This window comes from Thalassobacterium maritimum, assembly GCF_031127805.1.
In the GTDB taxonomy this organism is placed as follows: domain Bacteria; phylum Verrucomicrobiota; class Verrucomicrobiia; order Opitutales; family Coraliomargaritaceae; genus Thalassobacterium; species Thalassobacterium maritimum.
Map to the genome: position 1 here is coordinate 18,000 of NZ_JARXHW010000030.1, position 13,357 is coordinate 31,356.

Here is a 13,357-nt window from a genome sequence, read left to right on the forward strand (position 1 = left end):
TAACACTTGCGAACCGAATCAAATGGCTACGACTACTCAAGATAGTTCAATGGATGCTACACAGGCCGCTTTGTTGGCCAAAGTGCAGCCCGCTGAGCTCCAAGAACAGCCCCTCGTTACGAACAACCGTGACTTCAACTGGGTAACTGACAAGATTTGCCGCATCGTCGAAACAAAGACACCCACATGGTGGTGGATTTGTATGGCGGTTGCGCTCATGACTGCGTCCTTCACGGGCCTCGGCTTGCTTTGGCTCGTCAGCTCCGGTGTCGGAGTCTGGGGCTTGGCCAATCCGATCAACTGGGGCTGGGCGATTGTTAACTTCGTTTTCTGGATCGGTATCGGCCACGCCGGCACGCTGATCTCCGCGGTGCTTTGTTTGTTGAAACAAGGCTGGCGGACCTCGATTAATCGAGCGGCGGAAGCGATGACCATTTTCGCGGTGGTTTGTGCGGGTATTTTCCCGCTCTTCCACGTCGGTCGTGTTTGGTTCGGATGGTGGCTCTTCCCAATTCCTAATTCCAATGGTATCTGGCCTCAGTTCCGTTCGCCTCTGGAGTGGGACGTGTTTGCGGTCTCCACTTACGGCACCGTATCTGTGTTGTTCTGGTACATGGGAATGATTCCTGACTTGAGCGTACTGCGCGACCGTGCAGTGCAACGCCTCAAAAAGAACGCCTACGAAGGTGCGGGTGCGCTTGCCAAGGGCATGGATATCTTCCGCAAGAATTTCTATGCGATCTTCGCCATGGGCTGGCGCAATGCGGGTAACCACTGGCGCAATTATGAAATGGCCTACCTGATCCTGGCAGGTATCTCTACACCGCTCGTTCTTTCCGTGCACACCATCGTGTCCTTTGACTTCGCACTTGCAGTCTTGCCAGGCTGGCACACCACAATTTTCCCTCCATACTTCGTGGCGGGGGCGATTTTCTCCGGTTTCGGTATGGTGCTCACACTGATGCTCCCATTGCGCGCCCTCTACGGCATGCACGACTTGATCACACAACGTCACATCGACAATATGTGTAAGATCTGCTTGGGCACAGGTTCGATCGTCGGTTACGCCTATATCATGGAGTTCTTCATCGCATGGTATGGTGCCAATCCTTATGAGAGCTTCGCTTTCATCAATCGTGCCTTCGGTCAATACTGGTGGGCCTACGTCATGATGTTTAGCTGCAACGTGTTCACTCCACAGCTCTTCTGGTTCAAGAAAGTGCGTGAGAACTGGGCACTGGTTTGGATCATGTCCATCTTCATTAACGTCGGTATGTGGTTCGAACGTTTCGTGATTACCGTTACTTCGCTGGCCAATGACTTTATGCCTTCGAGCTGGGGTTACTACTCGCCAACAATGGTCGATATCCTGACCTTCTTTGGCACCTTCGGCCTCTTCAGCGTCCTCTTCCTTCTTTTCCTACGCTTCCTCCCACTCATGCCGATTGCGGAAGTTAAATTCGTAATGCCAGCCGCCGACCCACATGGTCACCACGGTGACGCGAAAGGAGACCATCACTAATGTCTGAATCATACGGAATCATCGCGAGCTTTCCCGATACACCAGCTTTCTTCCACGCGGCAGAAAAGGTGCGGGATGCCGGTTACAAAAAGTGGGACACGTACTCATCGTTCCCCGTTCACGGGATGCCAGCTGCACAAGGTCAGCCACGCTCTAAAGTGCCTGTCTTCACCTTTTGTGGTGGCGTCAGTGGTTTCACTTTGGGCATGACAATTGTGTGGTTCATGAATGCCTTTAATTATCCACTGATTGTGGGTGGCCAGCCATTCTTTAGCCCTGTCTTTCCATTCCCGATCATGTATGAGCTCACTATTTTGCTCTCAGCATTCGGCACATTGGGCGGCATGTTTATCACTAATTTGCTCCCGCAGCACTATAACCCACTCTTTAACAGTGAGAAGTTTCTGGAAGTTTCCGGAGACCGTCTCGTCATCGCGATCGAAGCTCGCGATGGTCAATACGATCCTGTCGCGACACGCCGTTTTCTCGAAGAAATCGGCGGCACCGACATTGAGGAGGTCTCAGCCTAGGACATCATCATGCGTATCTTCTTAGCCATTTATGTTTTTGCGATCATCGCAGCGGTATCGATTCTCGGTTTCCGCGGTTCGATCAGCACCAAGCCACCACTGGAGGTCTTTCCGGATATGGATCGCCAGGCACGTTATAAGCCACAGGCCGAAAATGATTTTTTTGCCGATGGGCGTAACGATCGTCAGGTGCCCGCTGGCACAGTCGCTCGTGGTGATTACTTCAACCAAGTCGAGGTGTTCTCCGAAGACTTCGAAGACCCACGCCTCGGTGATACGGTCTTCAACCAAGGCAAAAATGCCGACGGTTCTTTAGTTAAAAAGATTCCTGTGGAAGTTAGCTATGAGCTCATCCAACAGGGCAAAGAGAAGTATGATATCTTCTGTTCGAGCTGCCACGGCGCTGCGGGCGATGGTAATGGTGTGACCAAGCCTTATGGTGTGCTCGCAGCCAACTATCACGACGCACGTTTGCGCTCTGTCGAAGATGGTCACATTTTCGATGTTATCACTAATGGTAAGGGGCTTATGCTTCCTTTCAACGATCGTATTTCACCCGAAGAACGTTGGGCGATCGTCCTCTACGTTCGCGCTCTACAACTTTCGCAAAATGCGAATGCCGAAGAGCTGACCGCCGTTCAACGCACAGAGTTGGGATTATAATTATATGAGTTCGGATACAACTAACTCCAAGGGTAGTAACGTAGGGCTGATCGCTCTCGTCGTCGGCATCGTCGGCATCGTTATTGCACTATTCGGTTTCAAGCAGGGGTGGGACGACGGCGACGTGCGTCCTATCATGAGCTGGCTCATCGGCATTGGCTTCTGGCTGTCGATCGCCATTGGTATGCTTTTCTTGACGCAAATCTGGTATGTCTTCCATGCCCGCTGGCCTACGATCATTCGTCGTCAGTGTGAGCACGGCATGGCTGCATTCCCTTACTTGCTGGTCTTGTTCTTGCCACTTTTGGCGATTCCATTCTTCCACGAAAACCCAGGCTTGCTCTGGAAGTGGATGGACGGGCATAACGCCTTGCCAGGACATGGCACTGTGGGCGAAGATCCACTTTATCAGTGGAAGTCGCCATTCTTGAACATTCCATTCTTCGCGGTGCGTGCCGTCGGTATCTTCGGTGTCTTCATCCTCGTTTCGGGGCTGTTGCGTCGCTGGTCCTTCAACACTGACACCACAGGCGATGTCAATAATCTGCATAACGCACGCCGTCTCTCATCGCTCGGTCTCTTCCTGACTTCGATCGCGATGACACTCGGTGCTATCGACTGGTTTAAGTCGCTGGAATACCACTGGTTCTCGACCATGTATGGCGTCTGGTTCTTCGCGGCAAGTATGCGCGCTGCGATCAGCACCTTGTTGATCCTCTGTGTGATCTTGGCTTGGAAGGGCTACCTGAAGGGCATTCTCAAGCAAGCGCACCGTTACGATCTCGGTTGCTTGATGCTGACTTTCACCATCTTCTGGACCTACATCAGCTTCTCGCAGTATTTCCTCATTTACAGTGCGAATATTCCGGAAGAAACCTTCTGGTATAACATCCGTGAGATGAACTACGACGGCACTCGCAACAGTTGGTGGTGGGTGAGCATGGGCCTAATCTTCGGTCACTTCCTGACTCCCTTCCTCTTACTACTCTGGTATAAGACCAAGGTCGTGGTATGGCGCACGGTGATCGTGGCCAGCTGGATCCTAGCCTTCCACGTGCTCGATCTCTACTGGAACATCGTTCCCGGCAAACTAGTCGCTCCAGACCACGCTCCTGGATATCTAGTGCGCCAGTTCTCGATCTCTCCTTACGATATCGCAGCCCTCATTGGTATTGGTGGTATTTGCATCTTCGCCATGTGCCGTAGCATGAAAAAGGCAGAACCAATTCCTGTTCGTGACCCGAACATTCTTACATCACTTAACTACAGCGAGTAATTACGATGTCAGCAACTCAAGTATCTAAAAGCAATTCATTGCTTTCCTTCCTCGGAGGTCTGGGCGCAATCCTGATTTTCGCGCTTATTCTCTTCGTCGCGTATCTGCCCAATCGTGCGGATCCCGTCAATGCACAGGCTGGCATCGATCGCCAGGCCAAGGCGGACGAGGCACGTGCCGCGGGCTTGGAAAAGCTCAGCAGCTACAAAGTCATTAACGCGGAAGCAGGCACGGTTGCCATCCCCATCGCGGATGCGATGGAGTTGACCGTTGCTGCCTATACAGAGTCGGCCCAGGAGGCGGACGCCGCCGAATAGTTCATCGTATGGATGTCGATAGCTATACTAACATACTGCCGCTGATCGTTCTGGGAGTTCTCTTCTTTATCGTGGCGGTGAGTATGCTGTATTGGTCTGCTAAAAAGGGCCAGCTTCGCAATTTCGACTCCCAAGCTAAAGTTATATTCACTGAAGAGGAGCCGGAAGGTGAAATCTCCGACTCCTTTCCCAGTAAAAAAATAAGAAATAAGAAATAAGAAATATGATATGGCTCGTTTGTTCCACGCATCACTAGAAGCTCGGGCTGCTCAAAACTCTTAATTCGAAACTCTTAATTCATAATTTCCACTTCACCCATAATGTCCAACTCATCCAACGAAAGCCCGTATTCTGCCAACAGCGCAGCTGTGCGGGCGGAATTGAGCGAAATCGATTCTTCGATTCGTTCAGCCGCGCTCTTCTTTGTCATCTCTGCCGTCTCCTGGCTGTTGGTTGGCACCGTGTTTGCCTTGCTCGCCGCTTTTAAAGCGCACGAGCCAGACTTCGCGAGCAGCTTCGAGTTTCTCACTTTTGGGCGAGTGCGTTCGGCGCACTTAAATGCGATGGCACTCGGGTGGGGGAACAACATCATCTTTGCTGTGGGCTTATGGATCATGGCACGCCTTTGCCGTGCACCGATTAACCACAAGGGGATCTTGCTGATTGCGGGGATCTTCTGGAACATTGGTCTGACTGTTGGCATCGTTGGTCTGCTCAAGGGCGATATTACTTCGGTCGAGTGGTTGGAAATTCCGCATTATGCGACCCCCTTGCTGGCGATTTCGTATGCCTTGATCGGGGTTTGGGGTGTGTTGGCCTTCCGTTTTCGTAAGGGAGACCACGTCTATGTCTCGCAGTGGTATATTTTGGCTGCGCTGTTCTGGTTCCCTTGGCTCTATGTCATCGCCCAAATCATGATTATTTGGTTCCCGGCGCGCGGTGTTGTGCAGTCCGTTACCAATTGGTGGTTTGCACACAATGTCTTGGGGCTGTGGTTGACTCCTATGGCACTCGGCACGGCTTACTACTTAATTCCGAAGGTATTAGGACGTCCGATTTATTCATACTATCTTTCCGTGCTCGGCTTCTGGGCATTGGCCATTTTCTATAACTGGGCAGGTGTGCACCACTTGATTGGCGGCCCCATTCCTGTATGGCTCATTTCAGCAGGTATTGTGGCATCCGTTATGATGGTGATTCCAGTCATCGTGGTTGGGATTAACCACCACATGTCGGTGGTCGGCTTGCACAAGGAGGTCTGGCGTAGTCCGACCCTGCGATTCATTGTGTTCGGGGCGATTTCCTACACCTTGGTCAGCCTTACAGGCTCTGCAATGGCACTACGCTCGGTCAATGAAGTGACACACTTTACACACTTTACAGTCGGCCACTCACACCACGGTGTGTATGCCTTCTTTACCATGATCATGTTCGGTGGTGTATATTACATGATGCCACGCTTGCTTAAGCGTGAGTGGCCCTCTGCTTCCTTGATCCGGATTCACTTCTGGGCCTGTGCGATCGGTATCACGGTTATGGTGGTCGCTCTGCAGACTGGTGGTTGGATTCAAGGTCTGGAAATGAACAATGCCGAAATTCCCTTCCTCGAAACCGTTCAACACACGATCCCATGGTTGAAAGCCCGCTCAATTTCTGGAGTGATGCTCACGATTGGTCATATCGCTTTTGCAATTAATATTGCTTGGATGCTATTCGCTGCCGGCGCTGTCCGTGCCAAGCAAGGTCCGACCCTCCTCGCTGATACTAAGGAAGGAGGCAACGTTTAATGAAAAACTTACCATTACTTTTCTGCGGCATTTTCTTTGCCTTAGCCTTCTCCTTTTCAGGGCTAATTTTGAGCAGCCATAAACAACTCGGTAGCCTGACGCGCACCACCGAAACTTTAGTGCCTTCAGATAATGATCCTACAGTTATGGTCATGCCGGAAGGAGAACCACTCTTTCCTGCGATGCCAGGGGGAATTGAGCAACAGGGCAAGGAAGTCTATATTTCGATGGGCTGTATCTACTGCCATACTCAGCAAATTCGCCGTTCCGGGTTCGGAGCGGATTTCGACCGTGGTTGGGGCCCGCGTCAAACCGTCGCCCGCGACTATATCACTCAGGATCGCGTTTTGCTCGGCACCATGCGTGCAGGCCCCGATCTAGCCAATGTGGGTGGACGCATCTTTCAACAAGGCGGCCGCGACTGGCACCATTTGCACCTCTACAATCCGCAAATCACATCTGAAGGCTCCACCATGCCTCCATTCGCATTCCTCTATGAAGAGCGCGAAATCGATGGCGCAGCTTCAAAAGATGCATTGAAATTTCCACCTGATTCCAAATACGCACCCGCTGCGGGCTATGAGGTCGTGCCGACCCACCGTGCTAAAGCCTTGGTTGAGTATCTACTGAGCCTCAAAATCAATTACAGTCTCCCAGAGGCACCGATCATCGAATAATGAGCGAGCAACCACACAATTCCAGTTCCAACTCGAACAGCCGCGAGGCTCTAGAGAAGGCTGCTATGCAGGATGAGCACATGCAGGATGTGCATGCGCAGCTAATGCGTGAGAAAGAAGAGCCCCATGAAGGCTTTTCTCCCGTGCCGATTTTCCTCATGTTCGTCTTTGCCGCCCTCTGCTTTTGGGGAGGCGTCTACCTCGTCGAATACTCGGGTAATTTCCAGGCCAACGCATTTTCGCCACATTTCGATCCGAATGCGAGTGCACCCAAACCTGTTGAGATTTCGCTCTACGATCGGGGCGCCAAAGTCTTTCGTAATCAGTGTGCCGCCTGTCACCAAGCTGAAGGTACCGGTGTTCCCGGCGTCTATCCACCACTGGAGGGCTCAACATGGGTGACTGGGCATCCTGAAGTTGTTTCACGTATTTTGATCAACGGCCTCAATGGTAAGATCGAAGTGAAGGGCAACAGCTATAATGGTAACATGCCAGCCTTCGGACCGAGTGGTCTCGCATTGAGCGAAAAAGACCTTGCAGGCGTCATCACCTTCATTCGTCAGTCATGGGGCAATGATGCATCTGAGGTCACCGAGCAAATGATTGCGGATTACAGCGCCAACTACAGTGCACGTTCCACTCCATGGACTGCAGCTGAACTGAAAGAAGGCCTAGGCCCCATTCCAGAAGCAGCTCCCGCTGAATAACTAAGTAGCGGGGTGCTTTAGCCCCCGCTGCAGCAGCCAGCTACAGCACCCAGCTACATCGATCCATGTAGCATGACTGCGATAGCCGTTGTCCCGCGACAGGCCGCCGAGGCGTATCACACTGGTAAGCCAACATTGCGCGACTGGGGCTAAAGCAGCCAGCTACAGCAATCGATGTAGCATGACGGTGATAGCCGTTGTCCCGCGACAGGCTGCCGAGGCGCATCACACTGGTAGGCCAACATTGCGCGACTGGGGCTAAAGCACCCAGCTACGACTGAGTCTACAGCGATGAGAGCACCCAGCTACGGCTGAGTCTACAGCGATGAGAGCACGCCAGCTACGATGACATTTAATAATCCAGCAAGTATCATGATCAGGCTGGCGATTGCGCCTTCTTCGTGGCTGATTTCACGTGCGCGGGCTACACCGGCTCCGTGTGCGCCCATGCCAAAAAGGGCTCCGCGGGCGAAGCTTGAACGGATGGGTAAATAATAGAGTAAGCTTTCGCCGACGGCTGCGCCGAAGAGTCCCGTGATTGCGGTAAAGATTGCAGTCAATTCTGGCACCCCGCCGAGCCGCACGGAGGCTTCCATTGCTAAGGGTGTGGTGATGGAGCGTGGTAAGAGACTGGCCCGCATCTCGGGGCTGAAGTGAAAGAGACTGGCCAGCCCCCAACTGCTCGCAAAGGCCAAGAGGCTGCCCACGCTCACGCCCACGCAGAGTAAGATCCAGTGCTTGCGTATCAAATCCTGTTGCCGGTGGATGGGAATCGCAAAGGCGACTGTGGCGGGCCCGAGGAGCCAAATCATCCAATGGGTGCCGATCAAATACTCCGCGTAGCTACGGTGCAGGCTACAAATTAAGAGCCCGCAATTCAGCCAGGTTAACAACATCGGCGAGCTCCACCAGCGCCCGTAGCGTTGATGTAATTTGCGTGCGCTCAGATAGATGACTAGGGTGCAGACGCACCAAAAAATGCCTTTACCGAGATCAGTCATGTTTTAGCCGAAATCCGATTTCGACGACACATGCGGTGCCGCACATCACAGCCAGTGTGCTGATTAAGACCGCGATTAGTAACTTGACGCCCAACATGCTCAGCAGTTCGGGCCGATCGACCAGTGCCAACATCGCGGGCACAAAAAATAGCATCAAGTGGTTCAACAAATCGTTGGCTCCGTCTTCTACCCAAGCGGCAGGCAGCACCTTGCGGTTCAGTAAGAGCCACAGCACGAAGAGACCGACTAAGCTGCCAGGGATGGGCCATTGTAAATGGCTTGTTAAGAGTTGGGCCAACCAACAAAGCAGCATCAGGGCAAGTATTTGTAGGCCCCGCAAGCCTGCGGAGCCATGGGTGAAACGACGGGTGATTGTCTCTTGCGCTTTCATTATGGGCAGCAGTATAGCAGAAAAATTTATATTCCATAAATGAATTGATTGAATACTAGTCATTCCATATAGGAATGATGTGGAGTTAAGACATTTAGAGTATTTTGTAGAAGTGGTGCGCTTGGGGGGATTCACCGCAGCCGCTCGATCGCTGGGCACGACTCAGCCAACAGTTAGCAAAGCCCTGTCTTTGCTGGAGCACGAATGTGGTGTGCGTCTCTTGGATCGGCTTACCGATGGGGTCAAAGTCACCGATGTGGGGCAGATGGTTTTACGTCGCGCCACGGCGATGTTGGCCGAGCGCGACTATTTACAGGCAGAAATTGCGGAGCACAAGGGCCTGATCACTGGCCGGCTACGCTTGGGCCTCCCGATTCTAGGCAGTGGTGTACTATTTGCCCGCTTAGTGGCGGCTTATCGTCAGCGCTATCCCGGCATTGAAATTGATTTGCACGAGCAGGGGAGTCGCCATCTCGAGGACTTGTTACGTTCCGGGCAGATTGAAATGGGGGCCACGCTGTATCCGGTGCCCACAGATTTCGAATGGGAGGAAGTGATTGATGAGCCCATGCTAGCGCTGCTGCCACGCGGCCATCCACTGGAAGGACGCAAGACTGTGAAATTTGATGAACTGGTGGCCAGCCCCTTTATCGCGTTCGAGCAAGGCTTCGTGTTAAATACTATTTTAGCTAAGGCATGTCGGGCTCGTAATGTGGATTTGAACATTGCGGCGCGCGGCGGACACGCAGATTTCATTATCGCGCTGGTCGCCACCGGCTTGGGCGTGTCCTTACTGCCGCGTTTGGAAGTCGAATCCCGTGGGCAACTTTCCGTTGCCACAGCGCTCATCGATGAGCAAGATTTACGTTGGCGACTTGGCCTGATGTGGCGCCGTTCGGTGAGCTTGTCGCCCGCCGCAGCTCGTTGGTTAAGCCTGGTTAAAGAGTCATCGCTGGCCCCAGCGGAGTCGTAAAGCATATATTGTTTGATCGTATGCTCTTTGTTCTATGCCTTGTTATAAAACCCTTAGCTTGGCATTTGCATCGACAGCCCGTTTTCTGAATTTAGCCTTATAGATATGTCTCTTCACCTCGTTGAATCCACCCATCAAGAACAGCTCGCGGAGGCTTTGGTGCAGCACATGAATCCTGCGGTGTTGCAAGAGGCTCGCTTGGAGCCGACGACGGTCATTGTGCAAAATGCGGGCCTGGGGCGTTGGTTGCGTCTGTGGCATGCCCGGCATTGTGGTATTTCGGCAGGGGTGAAGATGCCTTTTGCGCAGTCGTTTATCGCGAAGGAGCTGGAGGCTTTGGGCTTTTATGATCGTTGGCAGGGGCTGGAGCCGGTGGTGATGCGTTGGCAGCTCTTTGATTTGCTGCAAGCACGGGTTTTTGAAGACTGGTCGGAGGGGAGCCCGCTGACGGACTACCTGAGCTCGAAACACTCGAATTTGGAGCGCCGTGCCTGGCAACTGGCGGGGCGCTTGGCGGATTTATACGACAGCTATGCGGTGCACCGTCCGGAGTGGGTGACGGCCTGGTGTGCGGGGGACTCGCCGACGGGGGAGCTGCCTCATATGGATTGGCAGGCCAAGCTCTTTCGCGCCATGGTCGAGAAGATGGGGCTGTCGGCCGAAGAGTTGGATCGTTGTGTGGTGGGGCTGGCTTTGCAGCGTTTCTTTGCCGAGGGCGTGGCACCCGCGGAGTCGCAGGGGCCCTTGCATGTGTTTGGGATTACTTCCTTTCCGCCGGCGTTTTTGAGGTTTTTTCAACAGCTGGCAGCGACACGTGAGCTGTATTTGTATCACTTGATTCCGAGCGAAGCGTATTTGGGAGAGTTGCCGAAAAACTATCGTGCGAGTCTGTTGACCGATCTGGACGCAGGGGAGCTCAACAGTGGCGACGGCGCGGATTTGTTGGACAACTCTTTGTTGGTGGCCAATGGACAGGCGGCGGCTCGTTTTCAGTCGCTCTTGTTGGCTTTGGACTATCCGACCGGGGAGATGCCGCAATTGGCGACGGTTGAGCCGGGTAGTGATTTACTGCGCTTACAAAATGCGCTGCGGATGAATGAGCCGTATTGTGACTTTACTGCGGATGGTAGCTTCAGTGTGCATCGCTGTCATAGTCATCTGCGAGAGGTGCAGGTGCTACAGCAACAGTTACTCGCTCTGTTTGCGGCCGACCCGAGCTTGCGGCCGGAAGATATCATGGTGCTGGTGCCGGAGGTGAGTGATTACACCGATGCCATCCAATCGGTCTTTGGCATGGGCACGCGTCCGCAGGCGGGCGCGGATCCGATTCGCATTCCTTTTTGTATCGCTGACCAAAAGAGTGCTGGGGATGAAAATTGTTGGCGCTTTTTTGCCGCTTTGTTGAATTTGCTGACGGGCCGGCAGCACTTTTCCGAGGTGGCATGCTTGTTGGACTTTGAGCCCATTTGCCAACGCCTGGGGCTGGATCGTGATTTGTTAAAGGACCTGCTGCATGTCTTACAATCGGTGGGCATTCGCTGGGGCATCGATGGGCCGCAGCGCAAAGCCGCCGGCTTGCCGGAGTATGCGGCCTATAGCTGGGATTATGGTTTGCAGCGTCTCTATGATGGCTTGATTTTTGGCGCTTCGGGGCCTCGCGACTGTGCGCCCTACGTGACCGATGGTCGCATGCTGGAAGCGGTGGGCAGTCTGACCCAATTCTTGCGTCCGATTTTCGAATTGGCGGGGCGCAGCCACCAGCGTTGCAGTTTCCGCGAATGGTCGGAGGCGATGATCTCGGTGCTGCGACAGATCCTGGGCAGTGAAGCGAAAGAGGGCGGCGAGTGGATGCGTTTGTTGGCTTCCGCGATCGGTGGCATTCAGGTGGCTTCGACGGATACAGAGATCGGCTTGGACACCTTTTGCTTGATGCTGCAGGAAAATGATTTTGCAGAGTCCGGGCCGTCCGGCTTACTGCGTCGGGGGGTGACCTTCTGTCGCTTGCAGCCCGCGCGCCACATCCCCGCGCGCGTGGTTTGTATTTTGGGACTGGATGAAGGTTCGTATCCGCGTCAGCAAAGAAGCTTGGAATTTGATTTGATCGAGCTGCAACGGCGTCACGCAAAAGCACTGCGCGGCACAGGTCTCGCGTATCGAGAATTACACTACCTTGGAGATGCTCATATCCGGGACGAGGATCGACAATTATTTTTGGACTGTCTGTTGAATGCACGGGAGCGTCTATATCTGAGCTATGTCGGCCAAAGTGATTTGGATAATAAAGCGCTGCCTCCATCGTTGTTGTTGAGTGAGCTACTGCAATTCCTGCAGCGACTGCCAGAGCCGGATGCGGAGGCAGCTGCGGCGCGTCAGGCCTTATTGGAAAAAGTCATCGTGCGCCACCCCTTGCAGGAGTGGAGTGCGGAGAATTTTAAGCAGGCGCAACCCACCCAGGGGCAGCCACCTGTGCCGCTGCACTTTAATTCACAATTTTCAGCTGTTGAAGCCCCCGTCGAAACGCGGCGTTCTTTTCTCGCGGCCAGCGAGCCTGAAGAGTCCGCAGCGGAGTCGCCGACAGATGTCACGGCAGAGCAGTTACTGCGCTTCCTCAAAGACCCGGCCAAGGATTATTTGAGCCAACAGTTACATGTGAAGCTCGATGAGTTGGATTGGGTGGAGACACATGAAGATCAAGAAGCCCTGGAGATGGATGGCGGCGCAGCATGGGGCCTTCGGCGACAAGTGTTGCAGCAATGGCTGATGGCCAAGCAGCAAGGGCAATTAAGCCCAGAGTTTGCCTCGGAGCTCAAGCGAGCCTGGCAGCTCGACCTCACGCTTCCGCTCGGGCATGCAGGAGAGGCCGTGTGGGTGACTCAAGTGGCGCCTTTGTTGCAGCTACTAGAGACGCATTTGAGCACGATCGATTTACACAAATCGAGCTTTCATTTTCAGCAGGGAGGTTTGCATTACCAAGATGAGTATTGGGAGAATGCAGCCGGGCAACGCTTGATCCTGATCAATGGTTCACTCAGTCAGGCTAAATATTTACTGGAAGCCTTTGTGCATCATATCGGGGCCGAGCAGGGGAGTCGAATTCTCAATTTGAAGACGCAAGACTGTACCGTTTGGCCCGCCCTAAATGGCTCTGAGCGGGGCGGTGAGTTTGGGCGTGCTTGGCTCAGTGATGTGCTGGAGCTCTGGCGTCACGGGCAAGTGCAACCCTTAGCCTTTAGCTTGGAGATTGCCCAGGCGTATGTGGCGGCCCGGCGCAAAGATCCCAGCGCGGACCCGAAAGCACTGCTCACGCATGCGTATCAACAAAAATGGGAATGCTATCGGGGCATCGGGCAAGATCGCTCCGCTGCGCAGTGTCTTTGTTTTGATGATACCTCACCCGCCTCGCCGGAAGCGCCGGATGCGCTGTCGCAGGCATTTGCGGCGAATGCAGAGTGTATTTTAGATCCGGTCTTAGCCTGGGCCGAAGAGCTGGACCTCAAAAAAGGAGGCCAATAA

Annotated in this window: 13 protein-coding genes; 11 read left to right on the forward strand and 2 right to left on the reverse strand. The window is 53.5% G+C overall.

From position 1 onward, the window contains the following. Positions 1 to 22: 22 nt before the first annotated feature. The 9 genes from nrfD (at position 23) to QEH52_RS12815 (ending at position 7,479) form a co-directional block, all read left to right on the forward strand. Entirely contained in the window at positions 23 to 1,522 is a 1,500-nt protein-coding gene (gene nrfD, locus QEH52_RS12775; RefSeq protein ID WP_308950951.1) for an NrfD/PsrC family molybdoenzyme membrane anchor subunit, read from the forward strand. Then, positions 1,522 to 2,052, forward strand: a complete 531-nt coding sequence (locus QEH52_RS12780) for a DUF3341 domain-containing protein (protein ID WP_308950953.1) — start codon at positions 1,522 to 1,524, stop codon at positions 2,050 to 2,052. The genes nrfD and QEH52_RS12780 overlap by 1 nt, the downstream gene beginning before the upstream one ends. Positions 2,053 to 2,061: 9 nt before the next feature. Then, positions 2,062 to 2,715 (forward strand): c-type cytochrome, encoded by a 654-nt coding sequence (locus QEH52_RS12785; RefSeq protein WP_308950954.1) that lies wholly within the window; start codon positions 2,062 to 2,064, stop codon positions 2,713 to 2,715. A gap of 4 nt (positions 2,716 to 2,719) precedes the next feature. Continuing rightward, on the forward strand, positions 2,720 to 3,991 hold the full coding sequence (locus QEH52_RS12790; protein WP_308950956.1) for a hypothetical protein: 1,272 nt from the start codon (positions 2,720 to 2,722) through the stop codon (positions 3,989 to 3,991). 5 nt (positions 3,992 to 3,996) lie between these two features. Further along, positions 3,997 to 4,308, forward strand: coding sequence for a hypothetical protein (locus tag QEH52_RS12795; protein ID WP_308950957.1), 312 nt, complete (start codon positions 3,997 to 3,999; stop codon positions 4,306 to 4,308). 8 nt (positions 4,309 to 4,316) lie between these two features. Continuing rightward, a complete protein-coding gene (locus tag QEH52_RS12800) occupies positions 4,317 to 4,526 on the forward strand; it encodes a hypothetical protein (protein WP_308950959.1) in 210 nt (69 codons plus the stop codon). A 102-nt stretch (positions 4,527 to 4,628) separates the two neighbouring features. After that, on the forward strand, positions 4,629 to 6,095 hold the full coding sequence (locus QEH52_RS12805) for a cbb3-type cytochrome c oxidase subunit I (RefSeq protein WP_308950960.1): 1,467 nt from the start codon (positions 4,629 to 4,631) through the stop codon (positions 6,093 to 6,095). Further along, positions 6,095 to 6,772 (forward strand): cbb3-type cytochrome c oxidase subunit II, encoded by a 678-nt coding sequence (locus QEH52_RS12810; protein ID WP_308950962.1) that lies wholly within the window; start codon positions 6,095 to 6,097, stop codon positions 6,770 to 6,772. The genes QEH52_RS12805 and QEH52_RS12810 overlap by 1 nt, the downstream gene beginning before the upstream one ends. Further along, positions 6,772 to 7,479: a c-type cytochrome gene (locus tag QEH52_RS12815; RefSeq protein WP_308950963.1), complete on the forward strand. Its 708-nt coding sequence runs from the start codon at positions 6,772 to 6,774 to the stop codon at positions 7,477 to 7,479. The genes QEH52_RS12810 and QEH52_RS12815 overlap by 1 nt, the downstream gene beginning before the upstream one ends. A 317-nt stretch (positions 7,480 to 7,796) precedes the next feature. Here the strand turns inward: QEH52_RS12815 and QEH52_RS12820 are convergent, their stop codons facing one another. Further along, positions 7,797 to 8,480 (reverse strand): LrgB family protein, encoded by a 684-nt coding sequence (locus tag QEH52_RS12820; RefSeq protein ID WP_308950965.1) that lies wholly within the window; start codon positions 8,478 to 8,480, stop codon positions 7,797 to 7,799. Beyond that, positions 8,473 to 8,871 (reverse strand): CidA/LrgA family protein, encoded by a 399-nt coding sequence (locus QEH52_RS12825; protein ID WP_308950967.1) that lies wholly within the window; start codon positions 8,869 to 8,871, stop codon positions 8,473 to 8,475. The genes QEH52_RS12820 and QEH52_RS12825 overlap by 8 nt, the downstream gene beginning before the upstream one ends. Positions 8,872 to 8,950: 79 nt before the next feature. Between QEH52_RS12825 and QEH52_RS12830 the strand changes: the two genes are divergently transcribed. Then, the gene (locus QEH52_RS12830; RefSeq protein ID WP_308950969.1) at positions 8,951 to 9,844 is read left to right on the forward strand and encodes a LysR family transcriptional regulator; all 894 of its coding nucleotides are present in this window, start codon (positions 8,951 to 8,953) and stop codon (positions 9,842 to 9,844) included. A 105-nt stretch (positions 9,845 to 9,949) separates the two neighbouring features. Further along, positions 9,950 to 13,357: an exodeoxyribonuclease V subunit gamma gene (locus QEH52_RS12835; RefSeq protein ID WP_308950971.1), complete on the forward strand. Its 3,408-nt coding sequence runs from the start codon at positions 9,950 to 9,952 to the stop codon at positions 13,355 to 13,357.